Source organism: Mesorhizobium terrae (assembly GCF_008727715.1).
Classification (GTDB): Bacteria; Pseudomonadota; Alphaproteobacteria; order Rhizobiales; family Rhizobiaceae; genus Mesorhizobium; species Mesorhizobium terrae.
In genome coordinates this window covers 5,660,170-5,676,267 of record NZ_CP044218.1, presented here as the reverse complement: position 1 = coordinate 5,676,267, position 16,098 = coordinate 5,660,170, and the positions used below count along the sequence as shown (strand labels likewise).

The 16,098-nt window shown below is 65.5% G+C and carries 17 protein-coding genes and 1 riboswitch; of the genes, 10 read left to right on the top strand and 7 right to left on the bottom strand.

The window, feature by feature from the left end; genetic code table 11:
- Window positions 1–45 precede the first annotated feature (45 nt).
- From FZF13_RS28445 to FZF13_RS28435, 3 genes are all read right to left on the bottom strand, one after another.
- A complete protein-coding gene (locus tag FZF13_RS28445; RefSeq protein ID WP_024926681.1) occupies window positions 46–294 on the bottom strand; it encodes a DUF1344 domain-containing protein in 249 nt (82 codons plus the stop codon).
- A 158-nt stretch (window positions 295–452) separates the two neighbouring features.
- Window positions 453–1,133: a GNAT family N-acetyltransferase gene (locus tag FZF13_RS28440; protein WP_024926682.1), complete on the bottom strand. Its 681-nt coding sequence runs from the start codon at window positions 1,131–1,133 to the stop codon at window positions 453–455.
- The gene (locus FZF13_RS28435; RefSeq protein ID WP_024926683.1) at window positions 1,114–1,623 is read right to left on the bottom strand and encodes a MarR family winged helix-turn-helix transcriptional regulator; all 510 of its coding nucleotides are present in this window, start codon (window positions 1,621–1,623) and stop codon (window positions 1,114–1,116) included. Before FZF13_RS28435 ends, FZF13_RS28440 begins: the two co-directional genes overlap by 20 nt.
- Window positions 1,624–1,804: 181 nt before the next feature.
- Here FZF13_RS28435 and aroC point away from each other — a divergent pair, with 181 nt between their 5' ends.
- Together aroC and ribB are read left to right on the top strand one after the other, a co-directional pair.
- Window positions 1,805–2,905, top strand: coding sequence for a chorismate synthase (aroC, locus tag FZF13_RS28430; RefSeq protein ID WP_024926684.1), 1,101 nt, complete (start codon window positions 1,805–1,807; stop codon window positions 2,903–2,905).
- Between the two features lie 118 nt (window positions 2,906–3,023).
- Window positions 3,024–4,127 carry a 3,4-dihydroxy-2-butanone-4-phosphate synthase gene (ribB, locus tag FZF13_RS28425; protein WP_024926685.1) on the top strand — a complete coding sequence of 368 codons (1,104 nt, stop codon included), beginning with the start codon at window positions 3,024–3,026 and terminating at the stop codon, window positions 4,125–4,127.
- Window positions 4,128–4,231: 104 nt separating this feature from the next.
- Here ribB and FZF13_RS28420 read toward each other — a convergent pair whose 3' ends face one another.
- Both FZF13_RS28420 and FZF13_RS28415 read right to left on the bottom strand, forming a co-directional pair.
- Window positions 4,232–5,440 carry an MFS transporter gene (locus FZF13_RS28420; RefSeq protein WP_024926686.1) on the bottom strand — a complete coding sequence of 403 codons (1,209 nt, stop codon included), beginning with the start codon at window positions 5,438–5,440 and terminating at the stop codon, window positions 4,232–4,234.
- Between the two features lie 143 nt (window positions 5,441–5,583).
- On the bottom strand, window positions 5,584–6,804 hold the full coding sequence (locus FZF13_RS28415) for an MFS transporter (protein WP_024926687.1): 1,221 nt from the start codon (window positions 6,802–6,804) through the stop codon (window positions 5,584–5,586).
- A 144-nt stretch (window positions 6,805–6,948) separates the two neighbouring features.
- On the opposite strand from FZF13_RS28415, the gene FZF13_RS28410 reads away from it, so the two are divergent.
- Window positions 6,949–7,560 carry a TetR/AcrR family transcriptional regulator gene (locus FZF13_RS28410; protein WP_024926688.1) on the top strand — a complete coding sequence of 204 codons (612 nt, stop codon included), beginning with the start codon at window positions 6,949–6,951 and terminating at the stop codon, window positions 7,558–7,560.
- A 3-nt stretch (window positions 7,561–7,563) separates the two neighbouring features.
- Here FZF13_RS28410 and bluB read toward each other — a convergent pair whose 3' ends face one another.
- Window positions 7,564–8,292 carry a 5,6-dimethylbenzimidazole synthase gene (gene bluB, locus FZF13_RS28405; protein WP_024926689.1) on the bottom strand — a complete coding sequence of 243 codons (729 nt, stop codon included), beginning with the start codon at window positions 8,290–8,292 and terminating at the stop codon, window positions 7,564–7,566.
- A gap of 46 nt (window positions 8,293–8,338) precedes the next feature.
- Window positions 8,339–8,521, bottom strand: a riboswitch (cobalamin riboswitch).
- A gap of 120 nt (window positions 8,522–8,641) precedes the next feature.
- Between bluB and FZF13_RS28400 the strand changes: the two genes are divergently transcribed.
- From FZF13_RS28400 to FZF13_RS28370, 7 genes are all read left to right on the top strand, one after another.
- Window positions 8,642–9,568, top strand: a complete 927-nt coding sequence (locus tag FZF13_RS28400) for a histone deacetylase family protein (protein WP_024926690.1) — start codon at window positions 8,642–8,644, stop codon at window positions 9,566–9,568.
- 3 nt (window positions 9,569–9,571) lie between these two features.
- Complete coding sequence (locus FZF13_RS28395; protein ID WP_024926691.1) at window positions 9,572–9,823, top strand: exodeoxyribonuclease VII small subunit; 252 nt, start codon at window positions 9,572–9,574, stop codon at window positions 9,821–9,823.
- 102 nt (window positions 9,824–9,925) lie between these two features.
- A complete protein-coding gene (locus tag FZF13_RS28390) occupies window positions 9,926–10,846 on the top strand; it encodes a pirin family protein (RefSeq protein WP_024926692.1) in 921 nt (306 codons plus the stop codon).
- Window positions 10,847–10,935: 89 nt separating this feature from the next.
- The gene (gene dxs / locus FZF13_RS28385) at window positions 10,936–12,849 is read left to right on the top strand and encodes a 1-deoxy-D-xylulose-5-phosphate synthase (RefSeq protein WP_024926693.1); all 1,914 of its coding nucleotides are present in this window, start codon (window positions 10,936–10,938) and stop codon (window positions 12,847–12,849) included.
- A gap of 188 nt (window positions 12,850–13,037) precedes the next feature.
- On the top strand, window positions 13,038–13,304 hold the full coding sequence (locus tag FZF13_RS28380) for a hypothetical protein (RefSeq protein ID WP_024926694.1): 267 nt from the start codon (window positions 13,038–13,040) through the stop codon (window positions 13,302–13,304).
- A 59-nt stretch (window positions 13,305–13,363) separates the two neighbouring features.
- Entirely contained in the window at window positions 13,364–14,128 is a 765-nt protein-coding gene (locus FZF13_RS28375) for a TlyA family RNA methyltransferase (protein ID WP_024926695.1), read from the top strand.
- Window positions 14,125–15,366: a class I SAM-dependent RNA methyltransferase gene (locus FZF13_RS28370; protein WP_024926696.1), complete on the top strand. Its 1,242-nt coding sequence runs from the start codon at window positions 14,125–14,127 to the stop codon at window positions 15,364–15,366. Before FZF13_RS28375 ends, FZF13_RS28370 begins: the two co-directional genes overlap by 4 nt.
- Window positions 15,367–15,376: 10 nt before the next feature.
- Here FZF13_RS28370 and FZF13_RS28365 read toward each other — a convergent pair whose 3' ends face one another.
- The gene (locus FZF13_RS28365) at window positions 15,377–16,084 is read right to left on the bottom strand and encodes an NAD-dependent deacylase (RefSeq protein WP_024926697.1); all 708 of its coding nucleotides are present in this window, start codon (window positions 16,082–16,084) and stop codon (window positions 15,377–15,379) included.
- Window positions 16,085–16,098: the final 14 nt, after the last annotated feature.

The window sequence follows — 16,098 nt, the reverse complement described above, 5'->3', positions numbered from 1 at the left end:
CTCACAGCGTGCTAGCGCCCTGCAGCGAGCTGTCGCCGGCTTGCCCTACTGCGGGATTTCCATGTCGGTGATGACGTTCTCGCCATTGGCGACGTCAAAGGCGATGACGACGTCGACGCCGGGTTTCAGCGCCTCGAGGTCCATTTCGGAATTCAGCTTGTAGATCTTGCCGTCGTCCAGCGTCATGGTCAGCGCGTCCCTGTCGACCTTCTTGATTTTGCCTTCGGTCTGGCCGGCGAATGCCGCGGTCACGATGAGCAAGGTGGCGGCAACTGCGCCGAGCAGGGTACGCATTGTTTGTCCTCAATGTTTGTTGTTGTACGCCATTCCCAGCGGCGGCCGCGTGCGGCGACGGAGACAAGCAGAAACCAACCGAATGTGTCAAACCTAAGTCACCGCCGGTGGACAACTTTGCCCGGCTTGTTTTCAGGTGCGTTGAAAAAGGGCGCGTTTCAGCCGCGTTCGAGCACCGCGACATGCATGGCCGATCGCAGCCTGAAGCCGATCGTTTCATAGAGCCGGATCGCGGCCTGGTTGGTCGCATAGGCATGCAGGAACGGCACCTCGCTACGCTCCAGGATGCGGCCGGCCACATACATCGACAGAAGCCTGGCCAGGCCCTGGCCGCGCGCCTCGGGATGCGAGCAGACGCCGCTGATCTCGGTGAAACCGTCGGGTTTCAAGCGCTCACCCGCCATCGCGGCAAGCCGGCCGTCGATCTTGACGCCCCAGAAGGAGCCGAGGTCGAGCGCGCGCGGCGTGAACGGCCCGGGTTTAGTGAGGTCGGCCAGTGCCTGCATTGCAGGGATGTCGCTTGCGCCAAGCTGCTCGATGCGATCGTCATGCTCGATCGTCGCCGGCTGCTCGGCTATCATCTGGACGGCTTCCGCCGTTGAGACGGCTACAAGGCCGGACGGCACCACCACTGCGTCGGCCTGCAGCAGGAGCAGGCCGGAACCCGGTTTTGCCAGCGTCGCCAGCGCTAGCAGGGCGGGCGGGCTGTCGTCACGTGCCGCAGCGAAGGCGCTGACGGCGGGATCGTAGCGGCGCGCCAATGCGTCGCCGTCAGCGAGTGCCGCATGGCGGCCGGTCAGCGCGCTCCAGATGGGGCGGTCAAGCGGATGTCTGTTCATGGTCCTGTCCAAGACGGTTGGCGACGCGGCGGTGCAGAGGGATCGCCTCGAGGTCGCGTTCGATTGCGGCGAGTTGTTGAAGCAGGGGACCGGTCAGCGGCGCGCAGACCTCGGCGACGGCGCGTTCGATATGCGGCCACAGATCGCGCTTGGAGGTCTCGACGAGGTTTTGGCCGGCTTCCGACAGGCTGGCGATCTTGCGCCGCTGGTCATCCTTGCCTTGCCGGATGTCGATCAGGCCGGCCTCCGCGAGTTGGGTGGCGATGCGGGTGGCGCCGGGCTGGGTCATGCCGAGCGCTTCGGCCAGATCGCCGATTGTCAGTGGGCCGAGCCGGTCGATGGCCGCTAGCGCCGGGAACTGGCTGGACGGGATGGCGGCGCCCGCCCGGTCCAGAATCCGCTGCACCTCCGATTGCAACTGCTCGCCGATGCGCCTGAAGCGGCTGCCGAGGGTGAGATAGCCCAGGTCGCGAACGACATCCTCAACCATAGTCTATCTCCAAAGGCATTTACATAACAGATTATATAACATGTGATGTTTATCTGTCCAGCCCGCCGCCGACCTTCGTCCCGCTGCCGTTGCCGGCAGGGCTTGCTTCGTTTGACCGCCGCAAAAAACGCTAATAGAAGGCAGGCCATGCCGGGTGAGGCCCGCGCGAGGGCTGCTACCGATGTCGCACAACACCTTCGGCCATCTTTTCCGGGTGACCACCTGGGGCGAAAGCCACGGCGCCGCCCTTGGCTGCGTTGTCGACGGCTGTCCGCCCGGCATCCGCTTCACCCGCGACGACATCCAGGCCGAGCTCGATCGCCGCCGTCCGGGCCAGTCGCGTTTCGTCACCCAGCGCCGCGAGCCGGACGAGGTCAAGGTACTGTCGGGTTTCGTCCTGGATGAGGACGGCGTCACCATGATCACCACCGGTACGCCGGTGTCGATGCTGATCGAGAATGTCGACCAGCGCTCCAAGGATTATGGCGAGATCGCCCGCCAGTACCGGCCGGGCCACGCCGACTATGCCTATGAGGTCAAATACGGCATCCGCGACCATCGCGGCGGCGGCCGTTCCTCGGCGCGCGAGACGGCGGCGCGTGTCGCTGCCGGTGCGCTGGCCCGCAAGGTGGTTCCCGGCCTCGTCGTGCGCGGCGCGCTGGTCGCCATGGGCGAGAAGGAGATCGACCGCGCCAACTGGAACTGGAATTTCGTCGGCGACGCCGAGAACCCGTTTTTCACGCCGGACCCGCACTCCGTGCCCGTCTTCACCGCCTATCTCGACGGTATCCGCAAGTCGGGCTCCTCGGTCGGCGCGCTGATCGAGATCGTTGCCGACGGCGTGCCGGCGGGCCTCGGCGCGCCGATCTACGCCAAGCTCGACCAGGACATCGCCTCCAACCTGATGTCGATCAACGCCGTGAAGGGCGTCGAGATCGGCAATGGCTTCGAGGCGGCGAAGATCACCGGCGAACAGAATGCCGACGAGATGCGCATGGGCAATGACGGCAATCCGGTATTCCTGTCCAACAATGCCGGCGGTATCCTCGGCGGCATTTCCACCGGCCAGCCGGTGGTGGCGCGCTTTGCGGTCAAGCCGACCTCGTCGATCCTCAGTCCGCGCAAATCCATCGACAAGGACGGCAGGGACGTCGATGTCGTCACCAAGGGCCGCCACGACCCTTGCGTCGGCATCCGCGCCGTGCCGATCGGCGAAGCGATGGTGGCCTGTGCGATTGCGGATCATTATCTGCGCCATAGAGGGCAGACGGGAAGAATTTAGGGGAATAAGGGAATAGGGCAGTAGGGGGATAGGGCAGGTCGCAGCCGGACCTTTCCCTCAATTCCCTATTGCCCTAATGCCGTAGTGCCTTATTGCCTCAGCAAGCGAAGCGAGCGCCATGCCCTACGATCAAAAGAAAATTGTCGAAGCCCTGCGCGCTTTCGAGCGCGGCGAGATCGTCGTGGTCATGGACGATGACGGGCGCGAGAACGAGGGCGACCTGATCGTGGCCGCCGTGCATTGCACGCCGGAGAAGATGGCCTTCATCGTGCGCCACACCTCCGGCATCGTCTGCACGCCGATGCCGCGCGAAGAGGCCAAGCGGCTGAACCTGGCGCCGATGGTGGCCGACAACGATTCGGCGCACACCACCGCCTTCACCGTCTCGGTCGATTTCAAGCACGGCACCACCACCGGCATTTCCGCCGAGGACCGCACGCTGACCGTACGCAATCTCGCTAACGGCAATGTCGCCGGCAGCGATTTCGTGCGCCCCGGCCACATCTTCCCGCTGATCGCCCGCGAGGGCGGCGTGCTGATGCGCTCGGGCCATACCGAAGCAGCGGTGGATCTGTGCAAACTGGCCGGCCTGCCGCCGGTCGGCGTCATTTCCGAGCTGGTCAATGACGACGGTACCGTCAAGCGCGGCCCGCAGGTGGCGGCCTTCGCCGAGGAGCATGGCCTGAAGCAGGTGTCGGTGGCCGATCTCATCGCCTACCGCCAGCGCAAGGAAACGCTGGTCGAGCGCGTCGCCTGTTCGGACATCGAAACGCCCGGCGGCAAGGCCACCGCGATCGCCTATTCGCTGCCCTGGGAAGCGATGCATCACCTTGCCATCGTCTATGGCGACATTCGCGACGGCGAGGACGTGCCGGTGCGCCTGCATCTGGAGGATGTGACGGCGGACGTGTTCGGCACGCGCACCGTGCTCGATGACATCATGAAGACGCTGGGCGAGCGCAAGCGCGGCGTCATCGTCTATTTGCGCGAGGGTTCGGTCGGCGTCGGCAGCCATGGCGGCCGAAACCGCCAGGCCGGCGGCGAACGCGAAGACCACGAGGAAGCGCGCCGGCGCGAGAACGAGTGGCGCGAGATCGGCCTCGGCGCCCAGATCCTCAAGGATCTCGGCATTTCCTCCATCAACCTGATCGCCTCGCGCGAACGCCACTATGTCGGCCTCGAAGGTTTTGGCATCCGCATCGCCAAGACGGAAATTCTCTAGCCGTCGCGGCCGCGCCCGACCTCACCGGGGCGGTAGAAAGCTCGTAACAAGCAGAAAGGGCGCGTCCAGAGACGCGCCCTTTTGTTTTCGATGGTCTTCTCAGATCACGCAGTCGCCGCGACCGCCGACGAGGGCGCCGGCACCCGCAGGATGCGCTGGCCGGCGAGCGCCACGACCAGGGCAAGCAGCCCGGCCACGATTGAAACCCAGAAGCCATTCGCCGCGCCGAAGGCGTCGATCGTCCAGCCGGAGGCCGAAGAGCCGACCGCCATGCCGATGTTGATGCCGGTGATCGCCCAGGTCATGCCTTCGGTCAGCTGAGACGACGGCGCCAGCTTCTCCACCAGCGCCATCGAGATGATGATGGTGGGCGAGACGGCGACGCCAGCCACGAAGAAGACGACCGCAAGCGCGGTGATGTTGCCGACGATGAGCAACGGTAGCGTGGTCAGCGCCGCCAGAACGATGGCAATCAGCAACTGGCGGCCGAGCGGCAACTTCAGCTTCAGCGCGCCAAAGGCCAGCCCCGCGACCAGCGAGCCCGCCGCGTAGCTCGACAAAGCGAGGCTGGCGGCGGCCTTGTTGCCCTGCATCTCGGCAAAGGCGACCGCGGTCACCTCCGATGTTCCGAAGATGGCGCCCATGGCAAGCAGGGTGAGAATGAGGATCTGCATGAAGCCGAAGCGCACGATGGAGCGCCCGCGCTGCTTTTCGCGCGTGTGGATGGGCGGCTCGGTCGCCGTCTGCATGGTGAAGATCACGGTGCCGAAAGCTAGGAACAGCGTCGCCACCAGCGGCCCGGCCTGGGGAAAGACGGTCACGCTGAGGCCGATCGCCAGCACCGGACCGATCATGAAGATAGTCTCGTCGACCACCGATTCGAAGGCGAAGGCCGTGTGCAGCCTGGGGTTGCCGCCGTAGATGTTGCTCCAGCGCGCGCGCACCATGGCGCCGATGCTGGGCATGGTACCGGCGGCGATCGCCGCCGCGAACAGGGTCCAGTATGGCGCCTTGAAATGCGTCAGCAGCATCAGCGTCGCCAGCGCCGCCACGGTGATGGCGGTGGCCGGAATGAGGACGCGGCGTTGGCCGTGGCGGTCGACGAGCCGCGAAACCTGCGGAGAGACCACGGCATTGGCGAAGGCGAAGGTGGCGGCGACGGCGCCAGCCAGCCAGTACTCGCCATAGGTTTCGGAAAGCATGGTGACGATGCCGAGCGTGACCATGGAAAGCGGCACGCGGGCAATGAAGCCGGCCGCCGAAAACGCCCTGGCGCCGGGCGCCTTGAATATTTCGCTATAGGGATTGCGCATGCTGGCGACCTGCAAGGGGACGATATCTCAAAACCGATGCGAGCCGCCTCAATCGGCGGCCCGCTATGCCTGTCAATACCGAGCAGGCTTCGATACTGCCGCCATCTTCGCCGGTAAATGACCGGCGTTGGCTTGGGGCAGTCTTACTTCGCCGATTGTGGCACGGCCGATACCAGATTGCCCTCGTCTTCGCCGGCCAGTGCCTTCTGGCCGGCGAGCACTGTCACGAAGGCGATCATGCCTGCAACCACTGATACCCAGAACCCGTTCTGCGCGCCGTAATTGTCGACCACCCAGCCGGCCACGAAAGCACCGAGCGCCATGCCGATGCCGATGCCCGTCATCACCCAGGTGATGCCTTCGGTGAGCATGGCTTCTGGCACGCGGCGTTCGATGATGCCGAAGGCCATGATGAAGGTGGGCGAGATCGCCACGCCGCTGAAGAAGATGGCGATTGCCAGCAGCGGCACGGTGTTGGCGACCAGCAGCGGCAACGTGGTCAGGCTGATGATGGCGAGCGAAATGGCGAGCAGGCGTTGCTTCGGCGCCTGCAGGTTGAGCGCGCCGACGATCAGGCCGACGGCGAAGGAGCCCAGCGCATAGACGCCGATGACGAGGCTGGCAGCACCCGGTTGGCCGAGTTCCTTGGTGATGGCCACCGAACTCACCTCGGCGGTGGCGAAGATCGCGCCGACGAAGATGAGGGCGAAGGTGACGATGCGCACCGGCCAGAGCGCGATGGCCGAGCCGCCGCTGCCATGTTCGAGCGGCCTAACCTTCGGCTCGCTGGCGCGCTGCAGGATGAAGGCCGTCATGCCGAAGGCGAGGAACAATGTGCTGGCCAGCATGCCGGCTTCCGGGAACAGGGCGACGGAGAGGCCGACCGACAGCGAGGCGCCGGCAATGTAGACGAGCTCATCCGCCGCCGATTCGAAGGCGAAGGCGGTGTTGAGCTCAGGCCGGTCGCGGAAGATTTCGGTCCAGCGCGCCCGCACCATGGCCGGCACGCTGGGCATGGCGGCGGCCAGGAAGGCCGAGACGAACAGCGTCCAGGCCGGCCAGTCCTGGTTGGTGGCGACGAGAAGTGCTGCGAAGGCGATGATCGAGACGATCGTCGTCGGCACCGCGACGGCGGTCTGGCCCATGCGGTCGACCAGCCGCGATATCTGCGGCGCCAGGAAGGCGTTGGTGAAGGCGAAGGTGGCGGAAACGCCGCCGGCCAGCCAATATTCGCCGCGCGTCTGCGACAGCATGGCGACGATGCCGATGGGCGCCATGGCGATGGGCAGGCGGGCGATGAAGGCCGCGGCCGCAAAACCCTTGGTTCCCGGGGTTCGGAAGATTTCGCTGTAAGGATTGTGCATCGGAGCACTCCTGGATTTTCGAAGGGGTGCCACATACATACGTGGCGTATGCGAATGAGATAATTGCATACGTTGCGTATGTCAATTAATATGCGGTGCGTATGTGAAAAAATATACGCGACGTATGTGAAAAGGAACGACCAGATGAGGACCGCGCACAAACCTCGCAGCGAAATGATCGCCGAGACGCGCGCCAAGCTGATCGCGGCGGCGCGGCGCGCCTTCGCCACCGTCGGTTACGCCAACGCCTCGATGGACGACTTCACCGCCGAGGCGGGGCTGACCCGCGGCGCGCTCTATCATCACTTCGGCGACAAGAAGGGATTGCTGGAGGCCGTCATCGCCGAGCTCGACGCGGAGATGAACGAGCGGCTGTGCGTCATCTCGGCCCGGGCGACGGACCGCTGGCAGCGCTTCGTCGATGAGAATGTCGGCTATATCGAAATGGCGCTGGAGCCGGAAATCCAGCGCATCGTGCTGCGCGACGGTCCGGCAATCCTCGGCGACCCGTCGCAATGGCCCAATGCCAATGCCTGTATCACCTCGATAACCGGCAACCTCACCGCGCTGAAGGAGGAGGGCGTGGTCGGCGACATCGACCCGGAGGCGATGGCGCGCATCGTCAGCGGCGCCTCGCTTTACGCCGCACAGTGGATCGCCAACGCCGACGATCCGCATGAGACGTCGAAGAAGGCGGTCAAATCCTTTCGCGCGCTTCTGGAAGGGCTGCGCGTGCGCGACAATCAGGCTGCCTGACGGTTACCGGTCCGCGCCGGGTGCAACGCAGGCGGCCTTCAGCGCCTCCTCGCCGGCGCCGGCATAGGTCTCGCTCATGATGAGGTCGGCCAGCGGCAGCCGCGAGGCCCAGCCGCTGTGCTCCAGGTCCGGCCGCGCGGCGAACTCGCGGACATGGCCGACGCAGAGATAGGCGATGGGCACGACCGGCTCGGGAATGTCGAGCAGGCGCTTGAGCGCGTCGGCATCGAGAATGCTGACCCAGCCCACGCCGATGCCTTCCGCCCGCGCCGCCAGCCAGAAATTCTGCACGGCGCAGACCGTGCTGAAGAGATCCATCTGCGGATTGTGCCAGCGGCCGAGCGGCGAGCCCTCGCTGCGGCGCCGGTCGCAGGTGATGCAGAGGTTCAGCGCGCTTTCGCAGATGCCTTCCAGCTTGAGCTTGCGGTAGAGCGCCTGCCGCTCCCCGGCGATGTGTGGCAGTTCCTCGTTGCGCGCCGCGAGGAACAGGTCGCGCACCGCCTCGCGCCGGCCCATGTCGCGGACAACGACGAAGTTCCAGGGCTGCATGAAGCCGACCGAGGGTGCGTGATGCGCGGCCGTCAGAAGCCGCGCCAGCACGGCGTCGTCGATGGGGTCTGGGCGGAAATGGCTGCGCACGTCGCGGCGCGTGAAGATGGCGCGGTAGACGGCGTCGCGTTCGAAATCCTCGAACGAATTGTCGGGGGAGGCTGGAGTGCGGACGGCGTGCATCGCGTTTCCCTTGCGATCGGAACCATACCATCCGCCCGTCCATGCGGATGACCATTCCTGCCCGGCCGGTCTTCTGGCTTGGGTTCGTCCCGCTTGCGGCGCCTTCCCGTTCCGAAAAACAGTGGCCTTTGCCGAGCGGTCCCCCATACAGCGCTGGGCACGCCACGGATTTTCACCGTGTTCCCGATTCTCCCGCCTCGCAGCGGGCACCTGGCAGCGATGTCATCTTAGCGCATTGCCGGCGTAAGAACAGCCGGGAAGCCGACGCCAAATGACGCGCCGGGCATTTTCCCCAGCGCCATGCCGCTTGTCGCGTGGCCATCACGACCATTGCTGATAAGATAGGGCGATGACGACCCGCCTTTATTCGCATCCGATCTTTCTGGAGCACATCACGCCGCCCGGCCACCCGGAGCGGCCGGACCGGCTGCGCGCCATCGAGCGTGTGCTCGACGACGAGGCTTTCGCCGCGCTCGACCGGCGCGAGGCGCCATTGGGCGACGAGGCGACCATCCTCTATTGCCATCCGAGGGATTTCGTCGAACGCGTGCGCAAGGCGATCCCCGCGACCGGCCTTGCCCAGATCGACACCGACACCACTGCCAGCCCGAAGACCTGGCAGGCTGCGCTGACCGCGATCGGCGCTGCCAATGCGGCGGTGGACGATGTCTTCGCCGGCGATGCCGACAATGTCTTCGTGGCGGCGCGGCCGCCCGGCCACCATGCCGAAAAGACCACCGCCATGGGCTTCTGCCTGTTCAACACTGCCGCGATTGCCGCGCGTCACGCGCAGGAAAAGCATGGCGTCGAGCGTGTCGCCATCGTCGACTGGGACGTGCACCACGGCAACGGCACCCAGGACATTTTCTGGGACGATCCCTCGGTGCTCTACTGTTCGACGCATCAGATGCCGCTTTTCCCTGGCACCGGCGCCAAGAACGAGACCGGTGCCGGCAACATCGTCAACGCGCCGCTGGCGCCAGCCACCGGCAGCGATGTCTTCCGGGAGGCGTTCCGCACCCGTGTCTTGCCGGCGATCGACGCCTTCGCGCCGGATCTCGTCATCATCTCGGCCGGCTTCGACGCGCATCATCGCGACCCGCTGGCCGAGATCAACCTGACCGAGGACGATTTCGACTGGGCGACCGGGCAGCTGATGGACAGCGCCCGCCGCCACAGCGCAAACAGGCTGGTCAGCCTGCTCGAAGGCGGCTACGACCTGCACGGATTGGCATTTTCGGTCGCAGCGCATGTCGGCCGCCTGATGAAAGGATAAGGGATGGCCGCGGAAGCGAATGAAGACGTCAAGGCGATGAGCTTCGAACAGGCGCTGGATGCGCTGGAGAAGATCGTCGACGATCTGGAGCGCGGCGACGTGCCGCTCGACCAGTCGATCCGCATCTACGAGCGCGGCGAGGCGCTGAAGGCGCATTGCGACCGCCTGCTCAAGGCGGCCGAGGACAAGGTGGAGAAGATCAGGCTCGCCCGCGACGGCAAGCCGGTCGGCACGGAGCCGCTCGACGGGGATTGATGCGGTGAACAAACCGTCGTCGCATCGCCGGTATGCCTGAACCGGGCAGGGGTATAAGTTTCCTTCCATGAGGCGGCGCCGCCGCCGGATGGAGCAACACCCATGAGCTTCTTTCCCGGAAACGATCCCGAACCCGGCGACGCCTTTTCCTGCGACGCCATCGAACTGATGGTTATCGCCAACGCCAAAGACATTGGCGGTTTCGAGGTGCGCCGCGCATTGCCGATCGCCAAGCGCCGGCTGGTCGGTCCCTTCATCTTCTTCGATCGCATGGGGCCCGCCATCCTGCGCGCCGGCAAGGCGCTGGACGTGCTCCCTCATCCGCATATCGGCCTGTCGACGGTGACTTATCTGTTCGACGGCAAGATCAGGCACCGCGATTCGCTTGGCACCGAAATGGTCATCTCGCCGGGCGACGTGAACCTGATGACGGCCGGGCGCGGCATCGTTCATTCCGAACGCACGCCAGAGGAACTGCGCGGCTCGCCGATGTCGATGTCGGGCCTGCAGACCTGGATCGCGCTGCCCGACAGAGACGAGGAAATGGCGCCGGTGTTCGAAAACACGGCGGGCACGTCGCTGCCGGCTTTCGAGGCTGAAGGTGTGTCCAGCCGCCTCATCATCGGCGAACTGGAAGGCCGCCGCGCGTCGGTCACCACCTATCACGACACGCTTTACGCCGACATCCGGCTGGCGCCCGGCGCGAAGTACCGCATCGCCGCGGATGCCGAGGAACGCGCCATCTACGTGCTCGACGGCATCGTCACCATTTCGGGCGATCGTTTCTCCGAGAACCGCCTGCTGGTGTTCCGCCCCGGCGACGAGATCGTCGTGTCGTCGGAACAGGGGGCGCACTTCATGCTGTTCGGCGGCGCCTCGCTCGGCTCGCCGCGCTACATCTGGTGGAATTTCGTTTCCTCCTCGAAGGAACGCATCGAGCAGGCCAAGCAGGAATGGAAGACAGGCCGCTTCGATATCGTTCCTGGTGATGAGAAGGAGTTCATTCCCCTGCCGGAGAGCTGAGTGTGTCGCTGCGGCACATTTACTTTCGCTAATCGGCAGCCTATTCGACTTGTAAATACTCTTGACCGCGAGTTCGATCGGGCCAGCCAGTGACCGCCAGACCCAAAACACCGCTCCTCGACAAGGTCCGCATTCCGGCGGATCTGAGGACGCTCTCCGAGAGCGAGCTGCCGCAGCTGGCCGATGAATTGCGCGTCGAGCTGATCGACGCCGTCTCGCAGACCGGAGGTCATCTCGGAGCCGGTCTCGGCGTCGTCGAACTGACGGTGGCGCTGCACTACGTCTTCGACACGCCGAACGACCGCGTGATCTGGGATGTCGGCCATCAAGCCTATCCGCACAAGATACTGACCGGCCGGCGTGACCGCATCCGCACCCTGCGCCAGGAAAACGGTCTTTCCGGTTTCACCAAGCGCGGCGAAAGCGAATATGACCCGTTCGGCGCCGCCCATTCCTCGACCTCGATCTCGGCCGGCCTCGGCATGGCCGTGGCGCGCGATCTCTCCGGCGGCAAGAACAACGTCATCGCCGTCATCGGCGACGGCGCGATGTCGGCGGGCATGGCCTTCGAGGCGCTGAACAATGCCGGTGCGCTCGACGCCCGCCTGATCGTCATCCTCAACGACAACGACATGTCGATCGCTCCGCCGACCGGCGCGATGAGCGCCTATCTGGCGAGGCTCGGCTCCGGCAAGACCTATCTCGGCCTGCGCGACTTCGGCAAGAAGCTGACATCCTATCTCGGCAAGCGGGCCGACCGCGCCATCACCCGCGCCGTCGAACATGCGCGCGGCTATGTCACCGGCGGTACGCTGTTCGAGGAGCTCGGCTTCTTCCACATCGGTCCGATCGACGGGCACAATCTCGAACACCTGATCCCGGTGCTGAAGAATGTGCGCGACAACGGCAAGGGCCCGGTGCTGATCCATGTTGTGACGCAAAAGGGCAAGGGCTACGCGCCCGCCGAGGCGGCGTCCGACAAATATCACGGCGTCAACCGTTTCGACGTCATCACTGGCGCGCAGGCCAAGGCGCCGGCCAATGCGCCGACCTACACCAACGTGTTCGCCGAAAGCCTGATCCGCGAGGCCTGCGAGGACGAGCGCATCGTTGCCGTCACCGCCGCCATGCCGACTGGCACCGGGCTCGATCTGTTTGGCGAGGTCTTCCCGAACCGCACCTTCGACGTCGGCATTGCCGAGCAGCATGCGGTGACCTTCGCCGCCGGTCTCGCCACCGAGGGCTACAAGCCGTTCGCGGCGATCTATTCGACCTTCCTGCAGCGCGCCTATGATCAGGTCGTGCACGATGTGGCGATCCAGAAACTGCCGGTGCGTTTCCCCATCGACCGCGCCGGTTTCGTCGGCGCCGACGGGCCGACCCATTGCGGTGCCTTCGACACCACCTTCCTCGCCTCGCTGCCGGATTTCGTCGTCATGGCGGCGAGCGACGAGGTCGAGCTTCGTCATATGGTGCGCACCGCCGCCGAGTATGACGAGGGTCCGATCTCTTTCCGCTATCCGCGGGGCAATGGCGTCGGCATCGACATGCCCGAGCGCGGTTCGCCGCTCGAGATCGGCAAGGGCCGCATCGTGCGCGAAGGCACCAAGGTGGCGCTGCTGTCCTTCGGCACGCGCCTGCAGGATTGCCTTGCCGCCGCCGACGAACTGAACGCCGCCGGCCTTTCTACGACGGTGGCCGACGCGCGCTTCGCCAAGCCGCTCGACCACGATCTGATCCGCCGGCTGGCGCGCTCGCACCAGATACTGGTGACGGTGGAGGAGGGCGCCATCGGTGGCTTCGCCACGCAGGTGCTGCATTTCCTCGCCCATGAGGGCCTTTTGGAAGGCGGCCTCAAGGTGCGCCCGCTGGTGTTGCCGGACGTCTTCACCGACCATGCCAAGCCGGAGAAGATGTATGTCGATGCCGGGCTGGATTCGACCGGCATCGTGCGGACCGTGTTTTCAGCACTTGGCCACGCGAGCAGCGCGCAGCGCGCCTGATTCTGAACATCAACGACTTGAATCAGTTTGCGAACGGCTTGAATCGCCGTCTCAACACGCCGAATCCGTTTCTCCGATTGTCGCGTTAACTTATTGTTAATGCTGCATTTTGGTGATCCGCTTACCCTGTCCCTTGGCCCTTTCTCAACAGCCCCCTGCTAGGAAAATGGCAGGCAGGGAGACAGTTCATGAAGGCGCTTCTGTTCGGCGCGGCCGGCATATTCTCGCTGGTCGTCCCGGCGATCGCGGAGACGCAATACGATCGCTCGCTTGAAAAGGCGGCGATCGATATCGTCGCCAACAACATCGGCACGCTGCGCGGCGGCTTCTCCTTCAAGCAGCTGCCGCAGATGGTGGCCGGGCAGGAGCCCGCGCCGCAGCCGTCCCCGCGCAGCGCGCCGGCCGATGGCCTCGTGCCCGCCGTCGAGCGGCCGCCGGTAAGCCAGCTGTTCTAGGATAAGGTCTCCAACAGTCTCGGCTTGCCTTCGGCCGCAGCTTTCGTCAATGAAGGCCGATGCGTTCCCACCAGCCAGCCAGCCAGCGCCAGCGGCTCGACGATCTTCTCGTCGTGAAGGGCCTGTTCGCCAGCCGCTCACGCGCCCGCGACGCTGTCGAGCGTGGCGCCGTCGCGGTCGACGGTGCGGTGGTGACGAAGCCCGGACAGGGCGTCTCGCCCGGGGCGCAACTGACGGTGGACGACCCGGCGCGCGGCTATGTCTCGCGTGCCGCGCTGAAGCTGATCGCCGGGCTCGACCATTTCGCTCTCGATCCGAGCGGCCGCGAGGCGCTCGATATCGGCGCCTCCACCGGCGGCTTCACGCAGGTGCTGTTGGAACGCGGTGCCGTCCATGTCACGGCGATCGATGTCGGCCATGGCCAGATGCACGCCTCGATCGGAGGGGACCCGCGCGTCACCGCGATCGAGGGATTGAACGCACGCGCGCTCGACGAGGCAGATCTTGGCGAACGGCTGCCGGAATTCGTCGTCTCCGACGTCTCCTTCATCTCGCTGAAGCTGGCGCTGCCGCCGGCGCTTGAGCTGGCGAGGCCCGGCAGTCATGCCCTGCTTCTGGTCAAGCCGCAGTTCGAGGCCGGGCGCGAGGCGATCGGCAAGGGCGGCCTGCTGAAGAACCCGGCGGACGCCGAAATCGTCGCCGCCGCCTTGCGCGAGTGGCTGGACGGCCTTGCCGGCTGGCGCGCGCTCGGCCTGTGCCCGTCGCCGATCGAGGGTGGCGACGGCAACCGTGAATTCCTTTTGGCCGGAGTGAAAGACCGATGACGGCACGGTTCGAAATAGCCCGGCTGGGCGCGCAGGGCGATGGCGTCGTCGACATCGGCGGCGGCCATCTCTTCATCCCCTTCACGCTGCCCGGCGAAGTGGTGACGGCCGCGCGCGAGAAGGACCGGGCGCAACTGCTCGCCGTACTCGAACCGTCGCCCGAGCGCATCGCGCCTGTCTGCCGCCATTTCACCGAATGCGGTGGTTGCGCCATCCAGCATCTCGAGGCGGGCGCCTATCATGCCTGGAAGCGGAGCCTTGTGGTTCATGCCCTGAAGGCGAAGGGTATCGACGCGCCGGTGGGCGACCTCGTCGCCTGCGCGCCGCACAGCCGGCGCCGCGCCGCCTTCACCGCGCGCAACACCGAGACCGGGCTACACCTGGGCTACAACCGCGCCTTCTCCAACGTGCTTGTCGACATCGAGGAATGCCCGGTTCTGCTGCCAGTCATTGTCGAGGCCGCGGGTGTGCTGCGCCATCTGGCCGGCATCGTCGCCAACACCTCGAAGCCGTTTCGCTTCCTGGTCACTGCCACCGCGTCTGGTTTCGATGTCGCCGCCGCCGATTGCGGCAAGCCGACCGAAGCGATCCGCCGCGCCGCCACCGATTTCGTTCTCAAGGCCGGCATCGCCAGGCTCTCCATCGACGGCGAGATCATCGTCGAGGCGGTGAAGCCGACGTTGACCTTCGGCACCGCGACCGTAATGCCGCCGCCGGGCGCGTTCGTGCAGGCGGTGGCCGAGGCGGAGGCGGCGATGGCGGGGCTTGTCATCGGCCATGTGCGCAAGGCGAAGAAGGTCGCCGATCTTTTTTCGGGATGCGGCACCTTCGCGCTGAGGCTGGCGGCCAATGCCGAGGTCCATGCGGTGGAAAGCGACGGACCGGCTCTGGCCGCGCTCGACCGCGGTTTCCGTTTTGCCGGCGGCCTGAAGCGGGTGACGACCGAGCGCCGCGATCTCGATCGCCGGCCGCTGACCTTCAAGGAGCTGGCCGCCTACGATGCCGTCGTGTTCGATCCGCCGCGTGCCGGCGCAGAGGACCAGTCCAAGCAGATCGCCCGTTCGGATGTGCCGCTAGTGGCCGCCGTCTCATGCAATCCCGTCACCCTGGCGCGCGACCTGCGCATCCTGATCGACGGCGGCTATCAATTGAAAAGCGTGACGCCGATCGACCAGTTCCTGTGGTCGCCGCATGTCGAGGCGGTCGTGCTGCTGGAGAAGCCCAAACGGCGCCGCTGAATCGGGGGCGTCAGCGGCCTGAAAGCAGACGCTCGACAAAGGCCGGCACGATCTCTGTCGCCTTGCCGAGGATGGCCTCGTCGAAGCTGGAATGCCCGTCCGAGGGTTCGAGGTTGAGCTCGACGGTTCGGGCGCCGGAAAAGCGTGCCTCCCCGACGAAACCGGCGGCCGGATAGACATTGCCGCTGGTGCCGATCGAGACGAACAGGTCGCATTGGGCAAGCGCGGTGCCGATGCGCTCCATCTGATAGGGCATCTCGCCGAACCAGACCACGTCGGGCCTGAGGTAGCCGATGCTGCCGCAGGCCGGGCATTGCGACAGAACCGACATGTCCTTTTCCCAGGGAGAACTCTGTTCGCAGGCCTGGCACAGCGCCTTGCCGAGCTCGCCATGCATGTGGACGAGGCTGGCCGAACCGGCGCGTTCGTGCAGGTCGTCGATATTCTGCGTGACGAGCAGGAACGCGCCGCTAAACTCTCGCTCTAGCCTCGCCAGTGCCGTATGCGCGGCATTCGGCCTGACGCCTTTCATGCCGCGCCGCCGCTGGTTGTAGAAGTCGTGCACCCGCGCGGCATCGCGGACGAAGCCCTCGGGCGTCGCCACATCGCGATAGTCGACCTTCGACCAGATACCGTCCTTGTCGCGGAACGTGTCGACGCCCGATTCCGCCGAAATGCCGGCGCCGGTCAGGATGACGATGGATTTGTATGCGGGCATGTCGGCTGGATACG